General features: G+C 59.6%; 13 protein-coding genes. 6 read left to right on the forward strand and 7 right to left on the reverse strand.

Annotation, left to right across the window (positions count from 1 at the left end):
* Positions 1-29: 29 nt before the first annotated feature.
* Both ACA071_RS24640 and ACA071_RS24645 read right to left on the reverse strand, forming a co-directional pair.
* Positions 30-3,614, reverse strand: coding sequence for a Tc toxin subunit A (locus ACA071_RS24640; protein ID WP_497641503.1), 3,585 nt, complete (start codon positions 3,612-3,614; stop codon positions 30-32).
* Between the two features lie 138 nt (positions 3,615-3,752).
* Positions 3,753-6,878 carry a hypothetical protein gene (locus ACA071_RS24645; protein ID WP_497641504.1) on the reverse strand — a complete coding sequence of 1,042 codons (3,126 nt, stop codon included), beginning with the start codon at positions 6,876-6,878 and terminating at the stop codon, positions 3,753-3,755.
* A 458-nt stretch (positions 6,879-7,336) separates the two neighbouring features.
* On the opposite strand from ACA071_RS24645, the gene ACA071_RS24650 reads away from it, so the two are divergent.
* Entirely contained in the window at positions 7,337-7,702 is a 366-nt protein-coding gene (locus ACA071_RS24650) for a DUF6124 family protein (RefSeq protein ID WP_497641505.1), read from the forward strand.
* 116 nt (positions 7,703-7,818) lie between these two features.
* Here the strand turns inward: ACA071_RS24650 and ACA071_RS24655 are convergent, their stop codons facing one another.
* Together ACA071_RS24655 and ACA071_RS24660 are read right to left on the reverse strand one after the other, a co-directional pair.
* Positions 7,819-8,178, reverse strand: coding sequence for a PilZ domain-containing protein (locus tag ACA071_RS24655; protein WP_497641506.1), 360 nt, complete (start codon positions 8,176-8,178; stop codon positions 7,819-7,821).
* A 247-nt stretch (positions 8,179-8,425) separates the two neighbouring features.
* Positions 8,426-8,809: a tetratricopeptide repeat protein gene (locus tag ACA071_RS24660; protein WP_497641507.1), complete on the reverse strand. Its 384-nt coding sequence runs from the start codon at positions 8,807-8,809 to the stop codon at positions 8,426-8,428.
* Between the two features lie 157 nt (positions 8,810-8,966).
* Here ACA071_RS24660 and pyk point away from each other — a divergent pair, with 157 nt between their 5' ends.
* Positions 8,967-10,418: a pyruvate kinase gene (pyk, locus tag ACA071_RS24665; RefSeq protein ID WP_497641508.1), complete on the forward strand. Its 1,452-nt coding sequence runs from the start codon at positions 8,967-8,969 to the stop codon at positions 10,416-10,418.
* 244 nt (positions 10,419-10,662) lie between these two features.
* Positions 10,663-11,982, forward strand: coding sequence for a hypothetical protein (locus tag ACA071_RS24670; RefSeq protein ID WP_497641509.1), 1,320 nt, complete (start codon positions 10,663-10,665; stop codon positions 11,980-11,982).
* A gap of 167 nt (positions 11,983-12,149) precedes the next feature.
* On the opposite strand, the gene ACA071_RS24675 is transcribed toward ACA071_RS24670, so the two are convergent.
* The 3 genes from ACA071_RS24675 to ACA071_RS24685 are packed head-to-tail and all read right to left on the reverse strand — an operon-like array spanning position 12,150 to position 14,965.
* On the reverse strand, positions 12,150-12,899 hold the full coding sequence (locus tag ACA071_RS24675) for an enoyl-CoA hydratase-related protein (protein ID WP_497641510.1): 750 nt from the start codon (positions 12,897-12,899) through the stop codon (positions 12,150-12,152).
* A gap of 31 nt (positions 12,900-12,930) precedes the next feature.
* Positions 12,931-13,866 carry an iron-sulfur-binding ferredoxin reductase gene (locus ACA071_RS24680; RefSeq protein WP_497641511.1) on the reverse strand — a complete coding sequence of 312 codons (936 nt, stop codon included), beginning with the start codon at positions 13,864-13,866 and terminating at the stop codon, positions 12,931-12,933.
* Entirely contained in the window at positions 13,859-14,965 is a 1,107-nt protein-coding gene (locus tag ACA071_RS24685) for a GGDEF domain-containing protein (RefSeq protein WP_497641512.1), read from the reverse strand. The genes ACA071_RS24680 and ACA071_RS24685 overlap by 8 nt, the downstream gene beginning before the upstream one ends.
* Before the next feature lie 555 nt (positions 14,966-15,520).
* Here ACA071_RS24685 and ACA071_RS24690 point away from each other — a divergent pair.
* The 3 genes from ACA071_RS24690 (at position 15,521) to ACA071_RS24700 (ending at position 24,577) form a co-directional block, all read left to right on the forward strand.
* Positions 15,521-17,044, forward strand: a complete 1,524-nt coding sequence (locus tag ACA071_RS24690; protein WP_424485861.1) for a fumarate hydratase — start codon at positions 15,521-15,523, stop codon at positions 17,042-17,044.
* A gap of 235 nt (positions 17,045-17,279) precedes the next feature.
* Complete coding sequence (locus tag ACA071_RS24695) at positions 17,280-21,797, forward strand: SpvB/TcaC N-terminal domain-containing protein (protein WP_497641513.1); 4,518 nt, start codon at positions 17,280-17,282, stop codon at positions 21,795-21,797.
* Positions 21,794-24,577, forward strand: a complete 2,784-nt coding sequence (locus ACA071_RS24700) for an RHS repeat-associated core domain-containing protein (RefSeq protein WP_497641514.1) — start codon at positions 21,794-21,796, stop codon at positions 24,575-24,577. The genes ACA071_RS24695 and ACA071_RS24700 overlap by 4 nt, the downstream gene beginning before the upstream one ends.
* Positions 24,578-24,591 lie beyond the last annotated feature (14 nt).

Genomic DNA, 24,591 nt, shown 5'->3' on the forward strand with positions numbered 1-24,591 from the left:
CGTCGGGCGTAAACCGCTTCCAGCCGTTGTCATTCGGCGCCAGGGCCGGCAAAAGTGATGGAGTCGAAAATCAGGCTGGTCTCGGCGCTCTCGATGAGGACGCTGACAAGGAAACGTCCACCGTCGGCGCTGGAGACAAAAGCCCGCACCAGGCCCTCCTGATTGCTGTCCCCCTGTGCCGGCCGGATGGTCGCGGAGCCCGTCGTTTCCTCGTCGAACGGTTCCACAGACCAGCGCACCAACTGGTCTTTGCCAAGGTTCTTGAAACGATCCGTCAGGGTGCCGTAAAACTCGACTTCCCGACCCGCCGGCACCGGTTCGTCCGGGACCCGGGACATGGATGCCGACAGCATCGTCAATGACTTCACGTCGACGATGACGTTGATGGTCGGGGCATACTCGGGCTCCATCAGATCCAGCCAGAACAACGGCGTCTCCGTACCCATGACCTTGCCCACGTACTCGGCCCTGACTTGGCCTTTTTCGTCGGTCGCCTGCGTCGCGATGGTGCCGAGGCTGGCCTGCCAGTAAACATTGACGTACGGCACAACCCTGTTGTCGGTGTCCTTGAGCGTCACGGTAAAAGTGATCTTGTCCTTCGGGTTGTTGGCGACCACATCGCTCTTGTCCACGATGCAGGTCAGCGTGACGATCGGTTCAGGCACCTCGTCGTGGTAGGCCACCACCGGAGCACTGGCTTCGGTGAGGCTCAGCAAGGCACTTTCAGCGGCGTGCCGGTACGTATTTTTATCGACCGACTCCGGCAGATTGCCCACCCGAAAGATCGTCAAGGCGTCCATGCCGGTGTACCGGGCCAGCACCCGAATGCGCATCAACAGATCCAGTTGAGTCAGGTTCTTCATCAGGCGTGTTTTGGGGTCGATATGCGCGACGCACGCCCGCACTTCCTCAACGCTCCAGTCGAAAAACGCGGCCAGGCGGATCGAGGCCGCCTTCTGCGCAAGCCCCAGCGCTTCGTTGGAAATCGGGTCCGGCAGTGAGTTGACCTCGCGCAGGTAATCCAGCAATTTCCCGGCCGGTTGCTCACCGAGTTCAAACGCCCGGGTCAGTGCCGTCAGGTAGTAAAGGGTTCGCACCGAAAACGCGTGCCGGTTGTCCTGCCCCAGCCACGCCGTGTAGCCATATTGCAAATAGTCCTGCAACAGCGTGGCACTCAGATCGAGTTGCAATACGACGTTGCTGCGCCGCCGTACATCGGCCAGTAAGGTGAACGCGGGGTCCGGCTCGTCCTTCAGCGTGTTCGCCGACGCGCGCGCGGCGTGTTCCTGCACCTGGCGCAGCAACTGGTAAACCGTGCTGTTTGCCCAGACCAGCACATTGGACACCCGCTCGGCATCAAGGCCGGTGTACACCGCCAGGGATTCCCTGACCACCGACGCCTGGGCATCACGGGCCTGCAACAGCACCGTGAGCATCCTTTCGACAATGACCGCACGCGCCGAGGCGTCTTCCTCACCCAGGCCATCGTGAACGGCCTTATCCAGTTCTATACGTGCCTTCTGCAGATACTCGGGTTCAGTGCCTGCAAAACTCATCACCAATCCCGTGGGGTCGACCAGTGTCCCCAACAAGTCCAGCCAGTCGGCGCCGACCAGCGGCGGCACGCCTACCATCAGCAGCGTGGCATTGGCGAACAGTGCAGCGGGCAACAGATTGCCCGCCTGCTCGAACAACTGACGCTCCTTCTCTGAGGCCACCGCCAACACCGCTGGTGGCGACACCTGTTGCAACATCCACAGCACCGGTAACTCACGATCCCGGCACCAACCCACACAAGCATGCAGGGCATAAATGAGGTTCAGTACATCGGGAACGGTTTCGCTGCCAGGGGTCGCCTTGATCGTCGGGATGCCCGCCAGGCCATCAACCCAGTTTTCGCCACCCAGCAAGGTCAGCATCAGCACGCCCTCGACCGGTGTGATGCCCAACAGACGCGGCAACTTCACCAACCGGTAGAACGCGGAAATGATCGCTGGGCTGCGCTGAAACGAGGTGGTGCATTGATGTGCCCGCGCAATCGCCAGGGCCAGGTATTGGTAAGTCTTCAGATCAATGCCCAGGCCGCTGCATAAGCGGTTGATCGTCAGATCCGCAACCCCGGTTGCCGGGATGATCGGGAACTCTCCGTTATCCAGCATCAGGGGTTCGCGATAGCCGCCCTGGTTGTTGAACACTTGGTCGAATTGCGACAACCCTTCGCCCCGGCCGTAGATCGCCACCTCATCGATAAACACCGCGAAGTCCTGTGCCGTGCAACCGTAGCGCTCGCGCAATGACTGAAACAGCCCCAGGGCATGCACCGTAGAATTGCTTATCCACCACGTGTTTGTGGGGCCGCGCTTTTCGGCCTTCATCGCCGCCACCAGCAGCGCATCCACCTGTTCACTCGGCAGCTCCAGCCATTGATCCAGGCGCAGCTTGCGGTTCATCCGGTCATAACGCGCAAATGCGGTGTCCGGATCCGTACTCAGGCGGTGGAGCGCTTCGCTGTAATTGATGGTGACCGCCGGGGATGCGCCGCCATTGAGGTAAACCGAGCCTGAACGCTCGCTTTCACCAGTCGGCGATGGCGGCTGATACACCATCACGTTGGCCGAGCGGGTCGGGGCAAAATCACGCACCGACAGCAGCGCCTCGACGCCCCGGGCATCGAGCTTGGTGCGCTCACCGAAAAGCGACACCTCATTGAGTTTGCTCCAGCACGTACTCTCAGCACCGAAGTTACTCAGATAAAAGGCATCCCGTTTATCCTCGGCCACCACTGGCTCGGTCAACAGCTGTCGTTGATAAGGCCCCAACCGCGAAGCGTGGGTCAGGGCCCGTTTTGCGTCGTTGTCCCAGGCCTCGGGCTGGAGGAAATACGGCGAGGACAAGTCCACCATATGAACAAAGTTACCCACCGACATACCGTGATGACGAGCGACCGTATCCAGCGTGACCCAGTGCTGGTAATACGGCAGCCCATTGGGGTAGCGGGCTGCGATCATGGCTTGTTCCAGATCGGGCACCGCGTTCTCGCCCTTGATGAAGGTCTCCAGTACCGAGACGATGATGTCCACCGCAGACACCGATTGGTGCACCGCGTTGAAGTCGATGTGCAACTGCTTCAGGTCTTTGCGACGGTCATGCAAATACAATTTTTTGCCCGAGCCTAGCGGTTCGATCAAGTCGCGGATCCAGCGCAACAGCTCGACCAGATACGCCACGGGCGAGGCCACTGATTCCAGGGCATCGGGCGGACACAACGTGTCAAAGTTGGGGGAGAACAAACGCTCATAGCTCGGTCCCGGAACCAGCGACAACAGCCCGCTAGACGGCGTACCGGCGTGCTCCCCGGAACCTGTCAGGCTGTGCTCGATAAACTGGCGGCGCACATACGTGGCCAGGCTGTTGGCCCGGCGCAAGAACTGCTGCGCCTCCTCACGGCCCAGCCCGTAATCGCGCACCAGCCCCCGCACGCCTCTCTCCACCAAGGGAAAGATAGATCCGCCCTGCTCGATGTAAGTCGCCAGGGCAGCATGGGCGGTGCGCTGTTCCTCACCGAACACCTGCTCAAACAATTGTTGGATAGGACGATTACTGGAGTCCGCCATGGCCAAGTTCCTTGATGGGTATTAGCGCCCGAACGGCAGTCGGGACATTCATCTTGTAGTGCCAATCTGAACGTCTGAGCTGGAGTCGTCTACTGTCATAACTGACAGTAGAGGTGACCGCTCATCAGACAATGGGCGTCAGCGCGACGATGGATCGAGGACTTCAAAACGGCCGCTCTCGCTCCAATCGGAAATCGTCGAGGCATCGGCCCCATCGACGATGGTCTGCTTGAACCGACACCAATTGCCGCCCGTCGGCAGCGCCCGCACCGCCAGCCCTTGCCAGCCCTGTGCATTGACTGCCAGGTTCGGCGCCCATGGCTGCTCGGGGTTGAACCAGCTCACCAACTGGCCGGTGCCCGGTCGACCTTGACCGCTGAAGGCCACCGGTTCATCCACCCAGCGTCCCGCCTGTGGCGAATCGATGATGGGTAAATAGCTGCCGAGCACTACGGGCAGTCTTGCGGAGCGGTCAGACTCAAACCCGTCATACGAAGCCACCGCCACCAGCACGTGACCACCACCGGGTTGAGTGAGCGAGGTGGCGACCGACCAGGTGCGATCCACCAGTACCAGAGTGCTACCGAGCACGGCATCGCCCAGAAGGAGGGTGACGGTGTCCCCCGGTACGCCGAAGCCGGACACCACGGTCGAGCGGCCGATGTGCCCATTCTGGACCGGCGTTTCGATGTAGGGTGCGGCGGGTACCACGTTGCACGTCAACAGCGGGCTGTCGTTGGAAACCACCTGCTCGATGGCTTGCCTGGCCCGTAAGGTCGTCACCCCGACGGGCAATGTCACCGGGCCTTCCCAGCGGCCAGCAGGACTGACCAAGACACCCGTGAGCAAAAAATCATCGCGACCATCCAGCCACACCGAGACACTCGCGCCGGGCATCCCCTCACCGGAAATCGTCGATATCCGCGGCAGATCACCGCCCGGCAGTGGCGTCGTGAAGACCGGTGGCATCAGCACCACATGAAAAGGCACGGATTCACTGAGCTCGGACGGCCGACCGTCCAGGGTCTGCTGTGCGTCCAGGATGCGCCGACCGAACTTCTGGTCCTTGAGGTTGATGGACCAGTTGCCATCGCTGGTCAGCAGTTTGGTCTCCCCCTTATTGATGCCATCGATACGAAGCTGCATCGACGCTCCGGCCAAGCCATGTCGCCCACAGACGGTCAGATTGCGTTCCACCTCTATCTCGCGCGTGGGATAGTCGATGACGGGTTTGAGCAGCGTCCTTCTCACCACAAACTCTCGCCTAGTCGGCGGTGAAGTTTGTTGCGCTGCGATCTGGGTGACGAACACCGTATGGGTCACATTGGGGGCGAATGACCGGGGGCGTCTGAAGGTCCAGGTGCTCCCCGTCACAGTGGCCGATTCGACCGTGTCCGGGCTATCGTCGAATCTCAGGTTGACCACCGCCCCCGTCTTCCAGCAGTTGCCCGAGATAGTGGGTGATAAGTCGTTATCCTCCAGGCCGGTGATCACCGGTGCGAGCGGCGGGATCGTCACCACAAGCCGGACCCAGCCCTCAGAGTCCCGTCCGTCGAGACGCTGCTTCAAGTCAACGTTCTGGTCGAACGTCGGCCCCCATTCCTGACTCGACGGGCTCGACCAGCGACTGCCCTCTACCAAAGCATCTGGCGCCGCCTCGGCCCCGCCCTCTTTCTTGATCAACACGGTGGCTTGATTCCTGCCGTTGCCGGAAAACGTCGGCGTGTACACGGGCGTATACGTCACATTGGTCGGGTCCGGCACCGGCTCAAGCTCCGGATCGGGGATGGTGAATTGAAAGTGGAAGTCCCTCGTAGGGATCCAGCCGTCGGCATTGTCAGACACCTTTTGGATCGCCGAGTAGGTATAGGTCCCGGACGTCCAGGCCGTGGAGCTGACCTCCCAGCGACCATTGGCCACCACGACTTCCGGCAACTTTTTGTCGACCGGCCCACTGACGTAACTGAGTACCAGAGTGGCGGTGTCGTAGCCATCCCCCGAAAACTTCACGGCCTGATTGGGCAACAGTTCCACTTCGATGGGGGACAGTTTGGGTGGGCGGATTTTGAAGACCTTTGGGACGCTGCGATCCGACGTGTACGGGGCGTGTTTTTGTAGCACCGTCAGGCTTCGGGCACCGGGGATCAAACCGCTGATGGCGGCATTCCAGCGGCCATTTGACGATACTCTACCGGTGCCGACCTGGGTGCTTGTCGGATCCAGGTATACAACAACGTCTGCGCTGGCCAACCCGCCGTCGCCGCCCAGCTCAAAGGCCGGGTCTTGGTCCTCCGTGGTATTGGGATCGGTGATGGTCAAGGGGAACAGGCCGAAGACAGACACAGCGGTGGCCCAACTACTATTCTTGCCATCCTTGCGCTGTTTACCCGTCAGATGGAAGGGCCCCTGAGGTAAGTCCCGGGTGAGTTTTACTTTCCACGTATCGTTCTGCGCGACGGCCACCGTTCCGTATACCGTTGTCCCATCGCCCCCCTTGTGCACATCAACGTCCACCTTCCAATTTCCCGTGCCTGAAATCTCAGGCCTGGGTTCTCTGATCAAGCCGCTGTCGGGAAGGGGGGAAACAACCGGTTTTGGCAGCAGGTAGAACGTGTAATCTCTGACAACAGAGCGACCGGGATTTTGAGCATCGATCCACGACGAGGCTGTAATGTCGTTGAAGCCCACGTTCAAATTCTTCGTGAGGGCCAACTCCCAAGAACCACCATTAGCGATGCTTCCCACATCGCTCATTTCGATCGACCCACCGGCCCCCGTTCGAGTGAATTTTAAAAAACCACCCGGCATGCCCTGACCTTTGAAAACTGGCCTGACATCCTCCAGCACGTTGTCCGGACTATGAGAAGTTATCTGGGGCGGCTCCCCGAGCTCGAACCAGCCGGAATCGTACCAATCCGACTCTACGTCACTATTGAGCTTGAATTGATAGAGCAAATAAGCACTTGCACGGGGCGGTACCCAGGTCGGCATTGCCGTAGTCCATTGAGTAGTAAATGGCACGACATTGGGCTGCAAAGTCAGCAGTTGCTCACCCGCATAGCGATTAGTACCCCCGTGGAAGACGTATAGGTGCAACTTGACCGTTTCATCATTGGGGCTGTGATAGTCCGGCCCTATGACCTGGAAACCTTTCCTGCTGACAAGTACCCCTTGCCGCGGAGCATTAATGGGCCGCAGCCCGCCCTGGATGCCGGTGGTGTCGCTGGTATTAACGGGGTTAGGCAGTTCGGGTTGATCCGACATTATTGAATCCTCCAACGATAGGCGTCACGGGCCTGTGCATTGGAGTTATTTAAAACCGAACATTGCCTGCCCAGATACCTGTAATAACTGACAGTCCCGACGAACGGTCCTACGGACTTTTCCCACGTTTTTTGAGGCCTACGAAGCCTTGCGCCTTTGCCTACAGCTGCGCCAGAATCGGCCGGCTTGTGCACTTTTGGCCTGCCCCGTAACTTGATTCGTGTCGCTGATAGGCAGCGGCCGGGTTTAGTCGCCTGGGAGGTTCTATGAAAGTGCAAGGCACGCCAGACGGTCGGGATGTCCCTATCCCCCTTCCTGAACGTTATGGTGGCTGTGCACAGGGCGCCCTCGGGCGCGCCGGTTTTTTCATAGTTCCTCCCGGTCGACTAACCTGTGTACAGCCGCCACCCTTCGTTTAGTCGCGAGTCGGTGGCAGCTCCTTTAGGGAACTTATGACTATGTTCAAAGCAACACCCAATCCGCCGAAAACGGACCCGTTTTCGGCCACCCTCGATGCCAAAAAACTCCGCGAGGCTGCCGACCGTGCCCTCGATCACTACCTCAAACCCAACGCCCACCACCTGCGTGCCCCACAGGATCGAGCCATGCAAATGTTCGCCGTCGCCCCCGAAGCCAACGCCCAGGCCATCACCATCCAGACGTACGAGACCTTTTCTTCGGTCAGCATCCTGCTGCTCGACCTGGCCGAAAGCCTGGACGACAAGCCACGGCACCTGGCGATGGCGATTTATCAGTTGAGTGAGTTGGGGTTGTTGCTGGTAGAGAAGACGCTGGAGAATGAGCCGGCGGTGAGCGCGACGTAACAGCAAGATCAAAAGATCGCAGTCTTCGGCAGCTCCTACGGGGACCGTGTTCGCCGCAATAGAACGAATGAACACCGCTCACGTAGGAGCTGCCGCTGGCTGCGATTTTTTGCTTTTCAGACCGAAGCAGGCAACGGCTGAAAACTGAAGTACTGGCGCAACGCACTCACCAATTGCCCATATTCCGGCGGTGCCCGTTGCAGGCTGAACCCGGCGTCATAGTGGTGAGGAGTCGCGTCTTCGTGGCACCACAAACAACTGGCCCGCACATCGATGACCTGCTGGCAGCCATCACCTGCGGGTATCTTCAGACGCAAGTCAAAGTCAGCGCCGATCATCATCGGCAACTGGCTAATGAGCATCAGCCCGTCTTCGGACACATTGCCCAGAAAGCCGATGGGTTTTTCGGTGACACTGTTGAACACTTTCAGAAAATACGGCAGTTGATGCCGCTCGATCCGGCGGTCGGTGAACATGCTGAATTCGCTACGCAAGACCCTTAAGCAGGGCCGCACTAATGCTTCGGAACGGGCCTTCTTGTGTTCTATAAAAGAAGAAGAGGCACGCTCTCCCCGCTTCCGGTGTGACAGTCCATCCCGACCGCTGCCACTTACCGCTGCCAGTCGCAGGTGTTACGTCGGCTTGGAGGCAAGGCTCCAAGGCCGGTTTAGTCGACTATAGCTCACCCCATACACTCGGTCAGCCTTCGTATGAGATCTATCATCAGAAGCGGGTCGGCCGCACCACGGCAGCGCTGCGCGTCGGATAGTGGCCCAGGGACTCCAGGGTTTCCAGCCGGGCGCGGGCACGGTAGGCGTATTCGCTTTGCGGGTACGAGGCGATGATGTACTGGTAGGTCTGGGCTGCGTCGATAAACAGCTTCTGCCGTTCCAGGCACTGGCCGCGCATCATTGACACTTCCGGCTGCACATAGCGCCGGGCACGGCTGGCGCGGTCGACCTTGGACAGTTCGAGCATCACCTGCTCGCAATTGCCCCGGTCATAGGCGCTGTAGGCGTTATTCAAATGATGGTTCATCGACCAACGGGTGCAGCCCGTGACGCTGAGGGCAGTGATGGCAAGGGCGGCAATGAGCACAAATCGCATGGGGGTTCTCCTGTCTTGAGCTCTGTATCGACCCGTTGGCGGAAATCTTCAGGAATGTTCGTTTCAATAAACAAACGAATAAGTAGTGCAAACGAACAATGACTACAACCCAAGAGCATAGTAGCCTCACTCAGCGCTTGAACTCAGGAGTCTATGCATGTCCGTCCGTCGCACCAAAATCGTCGCTACCCTTGGCCCGGCCAGTAACTCGCCGGAAGTTCTCGAACAGCTGATTCTGGCTGGCCTGGACGTCGCCCGCCTGAACTTCTCCCACGGCACCCCCGACGAGCACAAGGCTCGCGCGAAGCTGGTGCGTGACCTCGCCGCCAAGCACGGCCGCTTCGTTGCCCTGCTGGGTGACCTGCAAGGCCCGAAAATCCGTATCGCCAAATTCGCCGGCAAGAAGATCGAGCTGAAGATCGGTGACCAGTTCACCTTCTCCACCAGCCATCCGCTGACCGAAGGCAACCAGCAAGTGGTCGGCATCGACTACCCGGACCTGGTCAAAGACTGTGGCGTGGGCGACGAGCTGCTGCTCGACGACGGCCGCGTGGTGATGCGCGTTGATTCCGCCACCGCCACCGAACTGAACTGCACCGTGCTGATCGGCGGTCCGCTGTCGGACCACAAAGGCATCAACCGTCGCGGCGGCGGCCTGACCGCTCCAGCCCTGACTGAAAAAGACAAGGCCGACATCAAGCTCGCCGCCGAGATGGAAGTCGACTACCTCGCCGTGTCCTTCCCGCGTGACGCCGCCGACATGGAATACGCCCGTCAACTGCGCGACGAGGCCGGCGGTACTGCCTGGCTGGTGGCGAAGATCGAACGCGCCGAAGCCGTGGCCGACGACGACACCCTCGATGCGCTGATCAAGGCTTCCGATGCCGTCATGGTTGCCCGTGGCGACCTCGGTGTGGAAATCGGCGATGCCGAACTGGTGGGTATCCAGAAGAAAATCATTCTGCACGCACGCCGCCACAACAAGGCAGTGATCGTCGCGACCCAGATGATGGAGTCGATGATCCAGAACCCGATGCCGACCCGCGCCGAAGTGTCCGACGTGGCCAACGCCGTGCTCGACTACACCGACGCCGTGATGCTCTCGGCCGAAAGTGCTGCCGGTCTGTACCCGCTGGAAGCCGTGCAAGCGATGGCGCGCATCTGCGTCGGCGCTGAAAAGCACCCGACCAGCAAGACCTCCAGCCACCGCATCGGCAAAGTCTTCGAAAGCTGCGACCAGTCCATCGCCCTGGCGGCCATGTACACCGCCAACCACTTCCCGGGCGTAAAGGCGATCATCGCCCTGACCGAAAGTGGCTACACGCCGCTGATCATGTCGCGCATCCGTTCCTCGGTGCCGATCTACGCGTTCTCCCCGCACCGCGAAACCCAGGCTCGGGCTGCCATGTTCCGTGGCGTCTACACCGTCCCGTTCGACCCGGCGTCCTTGCCACCTGAGCAAGTCAGCCAGGCCGCGATCGACGAGCTGCTCAAGCGCGGCGTCGTGGAGAAAGGCGACTGGGTCATCCTGACCAAGGGCGACAGCTACCACACCATCGGCGGCACCAACGGGATGAAAATCCTGCACGTTGGCGACCCGATGGTCTGAGTGACCGGTTGCTGAAAGTCAAAAGCCCCGCCCTGTGAATGGCGGGGCTTTTTTTCGTCTGAAGATCGATAAAAACCGCAAATTCGAGTGCGTCTACTGTCAGGTTTGACAGTAGACAGGCGGCACGATGAAGCCGTCAAATCCAGTCTCTGTCAGTATTCGCCTTGCACAGGACCGAGGAAGCAACCCTCCATTCCGTTACTTAGGCAGTCGACAAAACGCCCCGATGAATGGAGTACAGGATATGACAACTCAAGCTGTGACTTACCCAGGCCAACTCGATCAGACGTTTGGAACCAACGGCATCGTATTGGTGAATATTCCTGGCTATTCAAGCCTCAGGATAGAAAGCATCAAAAGCGACGGGCTCGGTCCCGAACGCAAAATCTACTTTGCCGGTTGGTGCGAGAACGACTTGCAGCCAGATGCCCTGTATGTGCTGGGACGATTGAATAGCGACGGGGAGCTCGATACAACGTTTGGTGAAAACAAGGATGGCTTGGTGACAGGACAGTTTGCCGGTCTCAACTCCGAAGCAAAATCACTGGCTTTACAAAGTGACGGTAAAATCCTTCTGTTTGGTAAAGCCCTCAGCAGTGAAAGCCCACCGGCCTTTGCTCGCTTTACCACCGATGGAATACTCGATAAAAGCTTCGGAGCCGGCGGCTACACCGTGCTGGAAATTGTCCTGGCGCCTCCCGCCCCCGCGCCCAAACATCAAACAATACAACCAGCGACCGAAAGCACGGCAAGCCCAAGCGGCATTGAAATACTGCCCGATGGAAAAATACTGGCATTCCAAAGCTATGTCTTTCAATCCGGGCAAGCAGTAGGTCTGATCATTCGACTCACGGAAAAAGGGACCGTTGATCTCGATTTCAATCAACTCGGCTACATTCCGGTCATTCATCCAGCCTTTTTATCTCAAGCCACCCATCTGGCAAACATCATGGTGCAGGCCGATGGCATGTATCTGGGATGTGGGGCCACTTGGGATTTCGTTAAGCCCCATAACGCCATGTTTGTGCGCCTCGACACTGATGGCAATCTAGATACGTCCTTTGGCTCGAAAAAGGATGGATTCGTCCTGATCGAAGCGCCTGCCGCGGCTAACGGAATCCGAATCGAACACATGGTCCAGCAGCCCAACAACCGAATTCTGGGAGTAGGTAATACTTTTACCTCTCCAAACAGAATGGCTGTGCTGACCAGCATCGAACCCGATGGCACACCCAATATCCAGTTCAATAGGGGGATGCCTTTGTACACATCGCTTGAGCAGGGTGCGACAACCCTGTGGATGGGCGGCGCCATTCAAAACGACGGCAAGATTGTAGTGGTTGGAGGCGTCGGCTTGCCCAACGGCGAAGTCGATATCGTTGTGGCGCGTTTTATTGATGGAGCGTTTGATCCCTCATTCAACAATGGCAAGGGCTGGGTGGGCACTCACCTTGAAGACGGCACGGAAGCCGCTACCGGCATGGCCTTGCAGGATGATGGGAAGATTCTGGTTTCGGCTTACATAGAATCTTCAAAGGGGGTCATTTTGCGCTACTTGTCCTGAATGCCTAAGAGCCCCGCCCTGTGAATGGCGGGGCTTCTGCGTTGAAGCTCAAAAGATCGCAGCCTTCGGCAGCGCCTACACGGGATGATGTTCATCCGCAATGTTGCGCCGAACTCAATCAACGTAGGAGCTGCCGAAGGCTGCGATCTTTTCGGCTTATCCGAGGTTCAATGCCGGTTGATAAACCCCGACAACGCTGCCATCGCTTCCGGCGAGCGCAGCCGCTGGGTGAACAACGCGCCCTCTTCCTCTATCACCTTGCGGATCAATTCCCGGTCCGGCGCTTTCATCAATTGTTTGCTGATGCGCACGGCCTCCGCTGGCAACGATTCAAACTTCAACGCCATCTCCCGCGCCTTGGCCAATGCCGCCTCGCCGCTGCCCAGCGCTTCAGTGGCAATCCCCCATTGCGCCGCTTGTTCACCGCTGAAACCTTCGCCGAGCAATAGCAACTCTGCTGCTTTGGCGTGCCCGAGCAAACGCGGCAGGATCAGGCTGGAACCAAACTCCGGGCACAACCCGAGGTTAACGAACGGCATGCGCAAGCGCGCGTCGCGGCTGATATAGACCAAATCGCAATGCAGCAACAAGGTCGTACCAATTCCCACCGCCGCACCGGCCACGGCGGCAATCACCGGTTTTCGGCATTCGAGCAGGTTGAGCATGAAGTGAAACACCGGGCTGTCGAGGTTGCTCGGCGGTTGCTGGATGAAGTCGGCGATATCGTTGCCAGCGGTGAAGCATTCACTGCTGCCGGTGATCAGCACGGCGTTGATTTCGGGGTCAGTGTCGGCCTGTTTCAGCGCTTCGGCCAAGTGGCTGTACATGGCGCGGGTCAGGGCGTTTTTCTTGTCGGGGCGGTTGAGGCGCAGAGTCAGCAGACCACGCTCGCGTTCAAGTTGGATGGCATCGGTCATGGCAAGTCTCGCGTCGTTAAACGATCAGCGCTCAACCACGGGGCAGGAAGGTATCGGCCAGCAGTTGATTGCGCGGCAATCCCGCCAGGTACAGGCGCCGGGCAAAGGCGTCGACGCTGTCGGGGGCTCCGCAGAGTAAGGCCAGGGTTTGCCTTGAAACAAGCCGCAGTTGCGCCAACGCCTGTGGCAACTCGGCCGGGGTCCAGAGCTCGACTGTGAGGTTGTCACGGCCTACCGCCATGGCTTGCAGGGGTTTGGCCAGGTAATGCTCGTCAGCGTCATGGGCCAGGTGAATGACGCGGATGGCGCCCTGGTGATCCTGGCGCAACGCTTCGCGCAAGATGCCGAACAATGGCCCCAGGCCGGTGCCGGCCGCCAACAGCCACAGCGGTCGAGTGTGCCAGTCCGGGTCGTAATGCAGGGCGCCACCGCGCAGTTCGCCGAGGCGAATGGTGTCGCCGATCTGCAACTGGCGCGCCGCATCGCTGAATTCGCCGGGCTGGCGGCAATCGAGGTGAAACTCCAGAAAGCGGTCTTCGTCCGGCAGGCTGGCCAGAGAGTACGGGCGCGCCACGCGGCCGGCCCACAACACCAGGTGCTGGCCGGCGCCGTAGCGCAGCGGGCGTTGAGTGATCAGGCGCAGACGCAACACGTTCGCGCTGAGCCAATCGACGGCGGCGACTTCGGCCGGGCGACCGTCCTGTTGCGGGTCGAACGTGTGCACCTGCAAGTCCTCGACCACCGAACACTGACAGGCCAGGCGCCAACCTTGCTGACGCTGCTCCGCACTCAGGGCATCGGGACGGCTATCGCTGGGCAACCCTTGCACACACTGCACCAGACACGCATGGCAACTGCCGGCGCGGCAGCTGTAAGGGACCGCGGCGCCATTCTGATTCAGGGCATCGAGCAGGTTGCTGCCCGCCGCCACCGACCACTGGCGTTCGCCGACTCGCAACTCAGGCATCGACGTTCTCCCAGGCTGCCGCGCAACGATTGCGACCATCACGCTTGGCGCGGTACAGCGCCTGGTCGGCGCGTTGCAGGGCGTCGTCCAGATCGTCGCCCAGTTCCAGCAAGGTCATGCCGGCGGACAGACTTAGGTTGCTCACGCTCAAGCCGAACAACTCGACATCGGTAAAGGCGATGCGCAGCCGTTCGCAACAGGAGGTCAGGCGCTCGGCATCACAGTCGGGCAGCAACACCACGAATTCTTCGCCGCCGTAACGAGCCAGCACATCACCCTCGCGCAGGCAGGCCGTGGCCACCCCGGCGAAGGCTTGCAGCACCTGATCACCGGCGGCATGGCCATGCACATCGTTGATCCGTTTGAAGTGGTCAAGGTCGATCAGCGCCAAGCCGTGGATCACGCCAGCGTCCATCGCATTGAGTTCGCGGGAGGCCAGGCGCAGGAAGTGGCGGCGGTTGAACAGGCCGGTGAGTTCGTCGGTGGCCACCAGGTCTTCGAGCTGGCGCATCATCCCGCGCAGGGTGTCCTGATGCGCCTGCAAGGCGAAGCGGCGTTGGCGCATGAGCTGGCGCGAGGCCTGGACGTAACGGGCGTAGAGCACCAGCCACACCAACACGATAAACAGCACACACTCCTGCAACAGCGCGAGTGCCGGGTCGGGCAACTGGAAGTGGTAACCCTCCCACAGCGTGATGGCGCTGAAACTGAAGAACACCAGCAACGCGCAACGCACAAAGGCCCGGCGTGACAGATGGAACAGGCCGAACAGCAGGATCAATATGTAGAAGACCAGGAACGCGCCGCGGGCCTCGTCCAGATGAGAGATCAGCCAGGTTTGCCAGCCCAGGCCCAGCAATACTTGCACTTCGGTCAGGCTCGGGTCGCTAAAGCGCAGGTTACAGCCGCTGTAGAACACCGCGAACAGCGCCGCCTGACTGATGACTACCAACGCACTGCCGACGGCAACGCCGGCCAGGGGCACATCGTAGTGACCGGTGAAAAACGCCAGCCACAGCAGCAGCAATGCCAGGGCATAGGTGCCGGCCGCGAGGGCAAAACGTTTGAGCAACAGGCGCTGGATGGCGTTATGGGTCAATCGTTGACTCACCAAAGGAAAAGAGGCTGAAAGAGTGTCCTACTCTACAGGCCGATTGCCACTTTAGTGGCGCGACCGATAAATGACCATTCAATTTTCGGGGCGGAAAACTGGCGTCAAAAGCATGGCCCGCGTTCACCAAACCTGCCGCCCCCGCAACCCTTGTAGCAGCTGGCGAAGCCTGCGTTCGGCGGCGAAGCCGTCGTGAATCCATGCACATCGGTTTACCTTAAAAACCGCGGTGTCTGATTTTACGACTGCTTCGCAGCCGAACGCAGGCTTCGCCAGCTGCTACAGGGATCGTGTGGTATGCGACCAACGTTTGACTGCTGGCGCGTGTACCCGCCAGCGAGCCGAGTTATACTGCCGCGCCTTTTTAGCGTCGCGCCAGCTGCCCCGGCGTGCCACGACTCTTCGAGTCAGCTTCAAGTTGCAAGCTTAAAGCGGCAAGTTCAAAGCAGTACACACACTGCCCCGCTTGCCGCTTGCAGCTCAACGCTTGAAGCTGGCTCGAAGAGCTATTGAATGTTCCCGTCTTTTAGAGGAGCGCGACTCATGACCGTGATCAAGCAAGACGACCTGATTCAGAGCGTTGCCGACGCCCTGCAGTTCATTTCCTATTACCACCCCGTTGATTTCATCCAGGCGATGCACGAAGCCTACCTGCGCGAAGAATCGCCAGCGGCCCGTGATTCGATGGCGCAAATCCTGATCAACTCGCGCATGTGCGCCACCGGCCACCGCCCGATCTGCCAGGACACCGGCATCGTGACTGTGTTTGTCCGCGTGGGCATGGACGTGCGTTGGGATGGCGCCACCATGAGCCTGGACGACATGATCAACCAAGGCGTGCGCCAGGCTTACAACCTGCCGGAAAACGTCCTGCGTGCCTCGATCCTCGCCGACCCGGCGGGCGCTCGTAGAAACACCAAGGACAACACCCCGGCGGTCATCCACTACTCCATCGTCCCGGGTAATACCGTGGAAGTGGACGTGGCGGCCAAGGGCGGCGGTTCCGAGAACAAATCGAAAATGGCCATGCTCAACCCGTCCGACTCGATCGTCGACTGGGTGCTGAAGACTGTGCCAACCATGGGCGCCGGCTGGTGCCCACCGGGCATGCTCGGCATCGGCATCGGCGGCACTGCCGAGAAAGCCGCGGTGATGGCCAAGGAAGTGTTGATGGAATCCATCGACATCCACGAGCTGAAAAAGCGCGGCCCGTCCAGCCGTATCGAAGAGATGCGCCTGGAGCTGTTCGAGAAGGTCAACCAACTGGGCATCGGCGCCCAGGGCCTGGGTGGCCTGACCACCGTGCTCGACGTGAAGATCATGGATTACCCGACCCACGCCGCTTCGTTGCCGGTGTGCATGATCCCGAACTGCGCCGCCACCCGTCACGCGCACTTCGTGCTCGACGGTTCCGGCCCGGCCTCGCTGGAAGCGCCACCGCTGGACGCCTACCCGGAAATCGTCTGGGAAGCTGGCCCGTCGGCTCGTCGCGTCAACCTCGACACCCTGACCCCGGAAGACGTGCAGAGCTGGAAGCCGGGCGAAACCGTCCTGCTCAACGGCAAGATGCTCACCGGTCGCGACGCCGCGCACAAGCGCATGGTCGAGATGCTGAACAAAGGTGAAACCCTGCCGGTGGACCTGAAAGGTCGCTTCATCTACTACGTCGGCCCGGTTGATCCGGTGCGCGAAGAAGTGGTTGGCCCTGCCGGTCCGACCACCGCGACGCGGATGGACAAGTTCACCCGTCAGATCCTCGAGCAAACCGGCCTGTTGGGCATGATCGGCAAATCCGAGCGCGGCCCGACCGCGATCGAAGCGATCAAGGACCACAAAGCCGTTTACCTGATGGCGGTTGGCGGCGCGGCTTACCTGGTGGCGCAAGCGATCAAGAAATCCCGCGTAGTCGCTTTCGCCGAACTGGGGATGGAAGCCATCTACGAGTTCGACGTGAAAGACATGCCGGTGACCGTTGCGGTTGATAGCAAGGGCGAGTCGGTACACATCACCGGTCCTGCCATCTGGCAGAAAAAGATCAGTGAAAGCCTGGCGGTAGAAGTGCAGTAAGCGCTTCACCCTCCAGACACGGCCGGGTCGTCTCTTCAGACGATCCGGCCGTTTTTTTTGCCCAACGTTTAACCGATCGTTATAAACAGCCGCGGCTGGCAATCCATTCGTTCTAGAAAACTCGCCTCCACCTGTCAGATCTGACAGGTTACGCGCAGCCGCCGTCTTGATAGCGTTGATCCACCACGACACCTGTTGCCCGACACGGAGCAGGCTCGAGACAGGATCAGCAAAAATGGAAGATCAAGCGTCGCTGAACATCACCACGCCCTCCATTTCCCGGAGTGCCTCGATTGCCACCGTGGGTAAAAGCTGGGGGCCGGTCGGCTTTACCGGCAGTGCTTCGTTCGAGCTGCCCCTGCCTCTTTCGGCCGGGCGCGGCTTCGACCCTGGCCTGATGCTGCGCTATGACAGCCACACCGGTAACGGTCCCTTCGGTATCGGCTGGGGGGTGAACAACAGCGCCATCTCCCGCCAGACCAGCAAGGGCGTGCCGCGCTACCTCGATGACGATGTGATGATCGGTCACGATGGCCAGCAGTGGCTGGCTGAGCGTGATGCGCAGGGGGCGATCAAGTCCAGGATCGAAATCCAATACCGTGGCTTGCCCATTGGCCCGCACACCGTGGTGCATTATTACCCGCGCGTCGAAACAGCCTTCTCGCTGATCGAATTCTGGCGCTCTGACGTCAACCCTCAAGGATTCTGGCTGGTACACGGTGCCGACGGCAGCCTGCACCTGTTTGGTAAAGCCGACGCCGCACGTGTGGCCGACCCGCAAGACTCGCAACGCGTGGCCTCCTGGCTGCTGCAGGAAAGCCTGAACGCCCACGGCGAGCACATTGGCTACGAGTACAAAGCGGAGGATTCAGCGCAAGCGCCCGGCCAGCCCCACGACTATCGGGCCCAGCGCTACCTGCGCCGCGTGCTTTACGGCAACGTTGAAGCGAGCAGCCATTTGTATGGCTGGAATGTGCTCAAACTGCCGTCGCCTTTGTGGCACTTCCATCTGCTGTTCGACTACGGTGAACGCACCCTGGATCGGGAACAGAAGCCGATCTATGGCGAACCGTTCGACGCACCGGGCGAAGGTTTGGGTGAGTGGAAGGTTCGCAGCGATCCGCTTCATCACTACGGTGATGGGTTCGAAGTGGGCACCCGGCGGCTGTGTCATCAGGTCTTGATGTTCCATCACTTCCCCGAAGAGCTGGGTCCGAAACCAGCGCTGGTTCGACGGCTGTTGCTGGAGTACCGCCCCACTTCGCTGCTCTACAACCAATTGTTCGCCGCACACTACCAGGCCTACGACGCCAGCGGCGCAGTGGAAAACATGCCACCCGTGGAGTTCGACTATTCGGCGTTCGAACTCAATACGCAACCGGCCGTTTTCTTCCCGTTCGAACGCATGCCCGGCCTTGAGGATGGGCAACGCTATCAATGCGTCGATTTGTTTGGCGAAAGCCTGCCGGGTTTTCTCTGTCGCTACGACCAGGGCTGGTATTACCGCGAGCCGTTGCGCGCCGAGTCCGGTGGCGATGACATCGCCTATGGCCCGTGGACAGAACTGAGCCACATACCGCGCGCCGATCGCAATAAGCCGGTGCAACAGTCCCTGACCGACCTGACCGGTGACGGGCGCCTGGACTGGGTCATCGCCCAACCGGGCATGAGCGGTTTTCATACGTTGAACGCGGATCGCTGTTGGTCCGGGTTTATCCCTTTCAGCGCATTCCCGGTGGAGTACTTCCACACTTTTGCGCAACTGGGCGACTTGACCGGCGACGGCCTCAGTTCCCTGGCACTGATCGGCCCCAAGAGCGTGCGCCTGTACGCCAACCGCCGCGAAGACGGGTTTGCCAAGGGCGAGGACGTGCCCCACACACCTGACGACGACCGCTTGCCGCTGTTCAGCAGCTCGCCCAGCGAATTGGTGTTTCTGGGCAATATGCTGGGCAGCGACATGAGCGAGCTGTGCCGCATTCGCCACAATGAAATCAAATGCTGGCCGAACCTCGGTCACGGGCGCTTCGGCCAGGGTTTTGTGATGAGCGCCCTGCCCTTCACCTACGCCGAGTTTGATGCCGGGCGCGTGCGCATCGCCGATCTGGACGGCTCCGGGGCACCGGCGCTGATTTACCTGAACGCCAAGGGTTTCGACATCTACTTCAACCGTGGCGGCAATGGCCTCGAACAAACGCCGCTGCAAGTGGCATGGCCCGAAGGTGTGCGCTACGACAACCTGTGCCAGGTCACCCTCGCCGACCTGCAAGGCCTGGGTTGCAGCAGCCTGATCTTGAGCGTGCCGCACATGACTCCGCGGCACTGGCGTTATGATTTTGTCGGCAACCGGCCCTACCAACTGACCTCTGACAACAACAACATGGGCTGCAGCACCCAAGTGATGTATCGCAGTTCCGCACAGGAGTGGCTGGATGAAAAGCATCAGTTGCTCAAGCGCAAAATGTTCCCCGTGACGTACTTGCCGTTTCCGGTGCAAGTGGTCAAGGAACAATCCCAGCAGGATGAAATCACCGGCAATCGCCTGCTGCAGTCGTTGAGTTATGCCCAAGGCAACTACGACGGCGTCGAGCGCGAGTTCCGCGGCTTTGGCCTGCTCTGCCAGACCGATAGCGAAACCGGCCAGGAGGGGGACGATAGCGGCTTTACGGAACCTGCACTGGTCTGCACCTGGTTCCATACCGGACGGCGAGTGGACATGCCGCGCGAGGGTTATTTCAATCGTGATCCCGAAGCCCGGCCGCTGGGCGATACGGTGTTTTGCCGCTACCACGCCAGCGATGCACTCGATGAACCTGTCACGCCCCCCGACGACGATACCGTCCATGAAATCGCCCGGGCCCTGGCCGGTTCCGTGCTTCGGACGGAAACCTATGCGCTGACCGACAATCGGCCTTATCAGGTGCAAGAGTACCGCTACAAAGTCCGAGAACTGCGGGCCATCGACGAGCACTCGCCCTACGCGATGCTGCTGCCTTCGCTGTTGGAAAAGATCAACTATCAGTACGAACGCTTCATCGATGACCCGCTGTGCCAGCACGACATCACCTTGGCTCTGGATGCGTTTGGTCTGCCGATCCACTCGCTCACTGTTCACTATGCCCGGCGCAAAACCGCACTCGACGCTCCGCCGTTCGATGAGGTGGATGAGCAAGACTGGTGGCGTGATGCTCATGACCCGGCCCAGCAGTCTTACTACCTGAGCGAAGCCCGCGCCGAGTTCATTCACCTCACGGAACCACAGGGCTGGCGACTGGGACTGCCTTATCGGCAACGCGGCAACGCGTTGAAGTTGCCCAAAGGTTCGTTACCCACGGGGCTCACGCCTGAAAAAATCACCTATGAGTTGATGCTCGAACATCGCAACAGCGCTGAATGGAACGGAGGGCGGGAATTGACGATGCAAGCGGTGCAGCGTTACCTCAAAACCGTCGGTCGCACGGTGCTACCCGATGGCACCGCCGACTTCGAGGCACTGGCCGCGCCCCAGGAAATCGCGCAACTGGATGAAACCGCGCTCAACGCCTACAACGTGCTGCCAGCGCCATTCGATATTCGCGCAGAGCTCGAGAAAATCGGCTATGCGCCCATGCCGCGGTTTCTTGAGCCGGACCCAGGCGAAGACCTGAAGAAAAACCTCTGGTCGGCTCTGTACGGTTTTGCCGAGTACGGCGACCCTGCCGGCTTCTACAAGGTGCGCAACTACCACGAGACTCAAAGCCACGGCGTCACTCAGGCCAACCATGACGCGTACAACCTTGCAATTACTGCCGTGATCCTGCCCGATGGCTGTACCACTCGGGCCGAGTATGACTATCACGCACTGCAACCGCTGCGCCTCATCGATGCCAACGAAAACATAGAAGAGGCGATTTACGAACCTTCCGGCCAACCGCTCGCCATCAGTTTCTACGGCACAGAAAATGGCCAACGAGCCGGGTTCAGGCCTTTGGAGGAATACGATCGTCCCGATAATCTGCTCCCCGACCCGGCAATCGATAATCCCTCGGCGGCACTGCAAAAAACCGCCAGCGTCCTGCGCAAGGACTTGTTCAGCTGGATGGGCCAGCTCCCCGAAACCACCCGACAAACGTCCGCCTGGCTGACGGGTTGGATCGCCGATGGTTACCTCCTGCCGAGCCTGCACATTCGCGCCAGCGCCCGTACGCGCCTGACCAGGCTCAAGTCACGGACAGCAGCCGAACAGGCGCTCAAGGAACTGATCGCGACGACGCCCCGTGAACCGGTGCACAGCGTGGTCCTCACTGCCGACCGCTATCACGATGATCCGTTGCAACAGATCCAGATCATCAAGGCCTGCGTGGATGGTTTCGGCCGCGCGTTGCAAACCCAGCAAAAGGTCGAGCCCGGTCTGGCCTACAGCGTCGATGCAAACCTCGAACTGGAGCTGGTAGACGGCAAACCGCTGGAGAAGCCCGCCGACCCGCGCTGGCGTATCAGCGAACGCGTCGAATACAACAACAAGGGCGCGGTGACGCGAGTATTTCGCCCCTACTTCTGCAATACCCATGGCTACATTCGCGACCAGTCCTTTCGCCTGTTCGGCTATCACGATCGACAGTTCTACGACGCGCTGGGTCGCCCGGTCAAAGTGATCAGCGCCAAGGGCTATGAGTCGTTCGACACCCTGCACCCCTGGTATCGCGCCAGTCACGACTTCAACGACACCTACGAACCGCCAGAGACCGAAACACCCAGGGAGCTTGAGTCATGACCCGCACGGTGCACTGGCGTACGCCTTCACTGGCGGTCAATGACAGTCGCGGCCTGCCCGTTCGCCAGGTCGCTTACCTGCGTAAAGTGGCTGGTGCTACTGCGCAAACGCTAATCACCCGGCAGCTCTACGACACTGCGGGCAGGCTAGTGGAGCAATGGGACCCCAGGCTGTTCGATCGCGCGCCAAAACCCAACCTGGCGACGATTTATCGTCTGTCGGGCGAGCCCGTCAATGTGGACAGCGTCGATGCCGGCTGGCGCCTGAGCCTGGCCGGGATGGCCGGTGAAGGGTTGCAACGCTGGGACCCAATGGGCGGCCACTGGCGAATCACCTATGACGAACAACTGCGCGTCATCGCCGTCGAGGAAAATACCCAGCCAAACATCGAGCGCTTCACCTACGCCGACGCCTCGGCCGACGCAGGGTACAACTTGCGCGGTCAGATGATCGAACAGGTCGACCCGTCGGGCAGCCTGACAGTCGACAGCTACAACTTGGACGGCCAGGCATTGAGCGAGACCCGAACATTTGCAGATAACACGTCTTATCAGAGCCGCCGTGGGTTCAGTGCATTGGGTGCCGTGCTGACCCAGACCGATGCGCGAGATCATGAGCAACTGTTTGGCTACGACATCGCAGGGCAGCTCAAGCAAGTGCTGTTGCGGCTCGTCCCTGCCAGCGCGGCTCAGGACATCCAGATCGATGCGCAGTACAACGCCGCCGGCCAACTTATTGAACAGCACGCAGGCAATGGCGTGGTCAGCCTTCGTGAATATGACCCGGCCAACGGTTGGCTGACGGGGCTGCAAGCCAACCCGCCCAACGGGTCATCGTTGCAAAAACTCACCTACGAGTACGACCGGGTCGGCAATGTGCTGAGCATCAATGATCCCACCTTCACACCGGTGTACTTCGCCAATCAGCGCGTCGACGGCCAGCGTGAGTTCACCTATGACTCCTTGTACCAATTAAGCAGTGCCACAGGTTTCGAGGCCGATATTCCAAACCTGCGCCCAGGCTTGCCAACACCGATCGTGCCCATCGACAGCGGGCGCCTTTTCAACTACGTCCAGCGTTACGAATACGATGAGGGCGGCAACCTGGAGACCTTGCGCCATGTGCGCGAGGGTAATCATCACACGCAGACGATGCACCTTGATCCTCATAACAACCGTGGCGTGCGCTGGACCGAAGGCGAGCCTGTGCCGGTATTCGATGAGCACTTCGACGCCCACGGCAATTTACTGTTGCTGCAAAAAGGCCAACCGCTAACCTGGAACCGTCGTGATCAACTGACTGTGACCCGACTGGTGGAACGCAGCGGCGGGCCTGACGATGAAGAAACTTACGTCTACAGCCAGGGCCAGCGCGTGAGCAAACGGCTGGTGACCCAGGCGCAATCGGTGTCCCACGTTCGGCAGGTACGCTACCTGCCGGGGTTGGAAATCCGCACCTTGGACGACACAGAAGAGTTGCACGTCATCACGCTGGGCAATGTGCGGTGCCTGCATTGGGTCAAGGGTCGGCCTGGCGCAATCGATCAGGACCAACTGCGTTATAGCCTCGACGATCATCTGGGTTCCAGCGCCCTGGAGCTGGATAAGGACGGTGCGCTGATCAGCCAGGAAATCTATTACCCCTTCGGCGGTACGGCCTGGTGGGCGGCGGATTCACAGGTGCAGGCCGATTACAAAACCATCCGTTATTCGGGCAAGGAAATGGACGTCAGCGGGCTTTATTACTATGGCGCGCGTTATTACGCGCCGTGGTTGCAGCGCTGGGTGAGTGCCGATCCAGGAGGGGATGTGGATGGGCTGAATTTGTTTGCGTTTGTTGGGAATAACCCACTGCTCTACGTCGACCGCAACGGTGAAAATAGAGAACAGTATTCCGTCTTTAACTATTCAAAATTTATTTCCGTTCTCGCCGACCATGCCGCAACAACGCTCGCACAGGTGGACGACGTCATTCATGGTGTTAACAGGAAAAACGGGGCCATAGAAGAGGCGTTGCTGCTCAACGTCATCGGTGAAAGCATCCTTGGCCTGGTCGGCTACGAGGGTGGTGCCTTGGGAGCCGGCTATGTCGGCAATCTTCTTCCGGAGGACATTCACTATGCGAGTATTTCTCAACAGACAACGGCGCCTTTTGTGGCAGGGTTGATCGGCGGTAACGCAGGAGGCGATACCGCCGGCATGCTATTCGAGCCAACGGCTCGATTGATCCGGCCCCTTATTCCGCAAACATCCTCGATGACCATCAGCGAAATTGACCGTCAGGCCGGCATCACTGACGGTTCATTCAGTTGGAGCGTGACCGACACCATGTCCTTTGCTCTGAATCGAGTGGTCGGGTCAGTGGTGCCCGGGGTCAGTGCAATCCTCAATATGGGTTCCCGGGTGCAGGAGGCGGAGGACATCCAGAATCGACTGGACCCGGTCAAGATCGACAAGATAGAAACCATGCTCAGTAACTGGAGCACCGCGTTGGATGAACGCTACGCCGCCGCTGAAGCGGCGTTTGAAACCTTGGGAAGGGATGTTGTTTCACCCTCCGAAATCTTCCCCAACATTAATGCCAATTCCGAAGATGTCCTGAAGCAGCCTATTCATCGGGCCTACTTGGGAATTCAAACGGCGGTAACTCGGGACTTGATCGGTCGCGCCCAGAGGGGGATGGCCTTTTATAAAGAGATGGGCACTACCGACAATCAATGGATTCTGAAAAATCCGGTAAAAGCCAAAAGACAAGGGTTAAAACTTCCCTCTCTGCGCTGAACGTTAACGTCAAA

The sequence above is a fragment of the Pseudomonas sp. LBUM1646 genome, from assembly GCF_059716165.1.

What these genes read in the sequence shown, in the direction of transcription:
- pyk (WP_497641508.1), top strand. Translation starts at nt 8,967, where the DNA reads ATGTCCGTCCGTCGCACCAAAATCGTCGCTACCCTTGGCCCGGCCAGT.
- ACA071_RS24645 (WP_497641504.1), bottom strand. Translation starts at nt 6,878, where the DNA reads ATGTCGGATCAACCCGAACTGCCTAACCCCGTTAATACCAGCGACACC.
- ACA071_RS24690 (WP_424485861.1), top strand. Translation starts at nt 15,521, where the DNA reads ATGACCGTGATCAAGCAAGACGACCTGATTCAGAGCGTTGCCGACGCC.
- ACA071_RS24700 (WP_497641514.1), top strand. Translation starts at nt 21,794, where the DNA reads ATGACCCGCACGGTGCACTGGCGTACGCCTTCACTGGCGGTCAATGAC.
- ACA071_RS24670 (WP_497641509.1), top strand. Translation starts at nt 10,663, where the DNA reads ATGACAACTCAAGCTGTGACTTACCCAGGCCAACTCGATCAGACGTTT.
- ACA071_RS24640 (WP_497641503.1), bottom strand. Translation starts at nt 3,614, where the DNA reads ATGGCGGACTCCAGTAATCGTCCTATCCAACAATTGTTTGAGCAGGTG.
- ACA071_RS24680 (WP_497641511.1), bottom strand. Translation starts at nt 13,866, where the DNA reads ATGCCTGAGTTGCGAGTCGGCGAACGCCAGTGGTCGGTGGCGGCGGGC.
- ACA071_RS24695 (WP_497641513.1), top strand. Translation starts at nt 17,280, where the DNA reads ATGGAAGATCAAGCGTCGCTGAACATCACCACGCCCTCCATTTCCCGG.
- ACA071_RS24655 (WP_497641506.1), bottom strand. Translation starts at nt 8,178, where the DNA reads ATGTTCACCGACCGCCGGATCGAGCGGCATCAACTGCCGTATTTTCTG.
- ACA071_RS24675 (WP_497641510.1), bottom strand. Translation starts at nt 12,899, where the DNA reads ATGACCGATGCCATCCAACTTGAACGCGAGCGTGGTCTGCTGACTCTG.
- ACA071_RS24650 (WP_497641505.1), top strand. Translation starts at nt 7,337, where the DNA reads ATGTTCAAAGCAACACCCAATCCGCCGAAAACGGACCCGTTTTCGGCC.
- ACA071_RS24660 (WP_497641507.1), bottom strand. Translation starts at nt 8,809, where the DNA reads ATGCGATTTGTGCTCATTGCCGCCCTTGCCATCACTGCCCTCAGCGTC.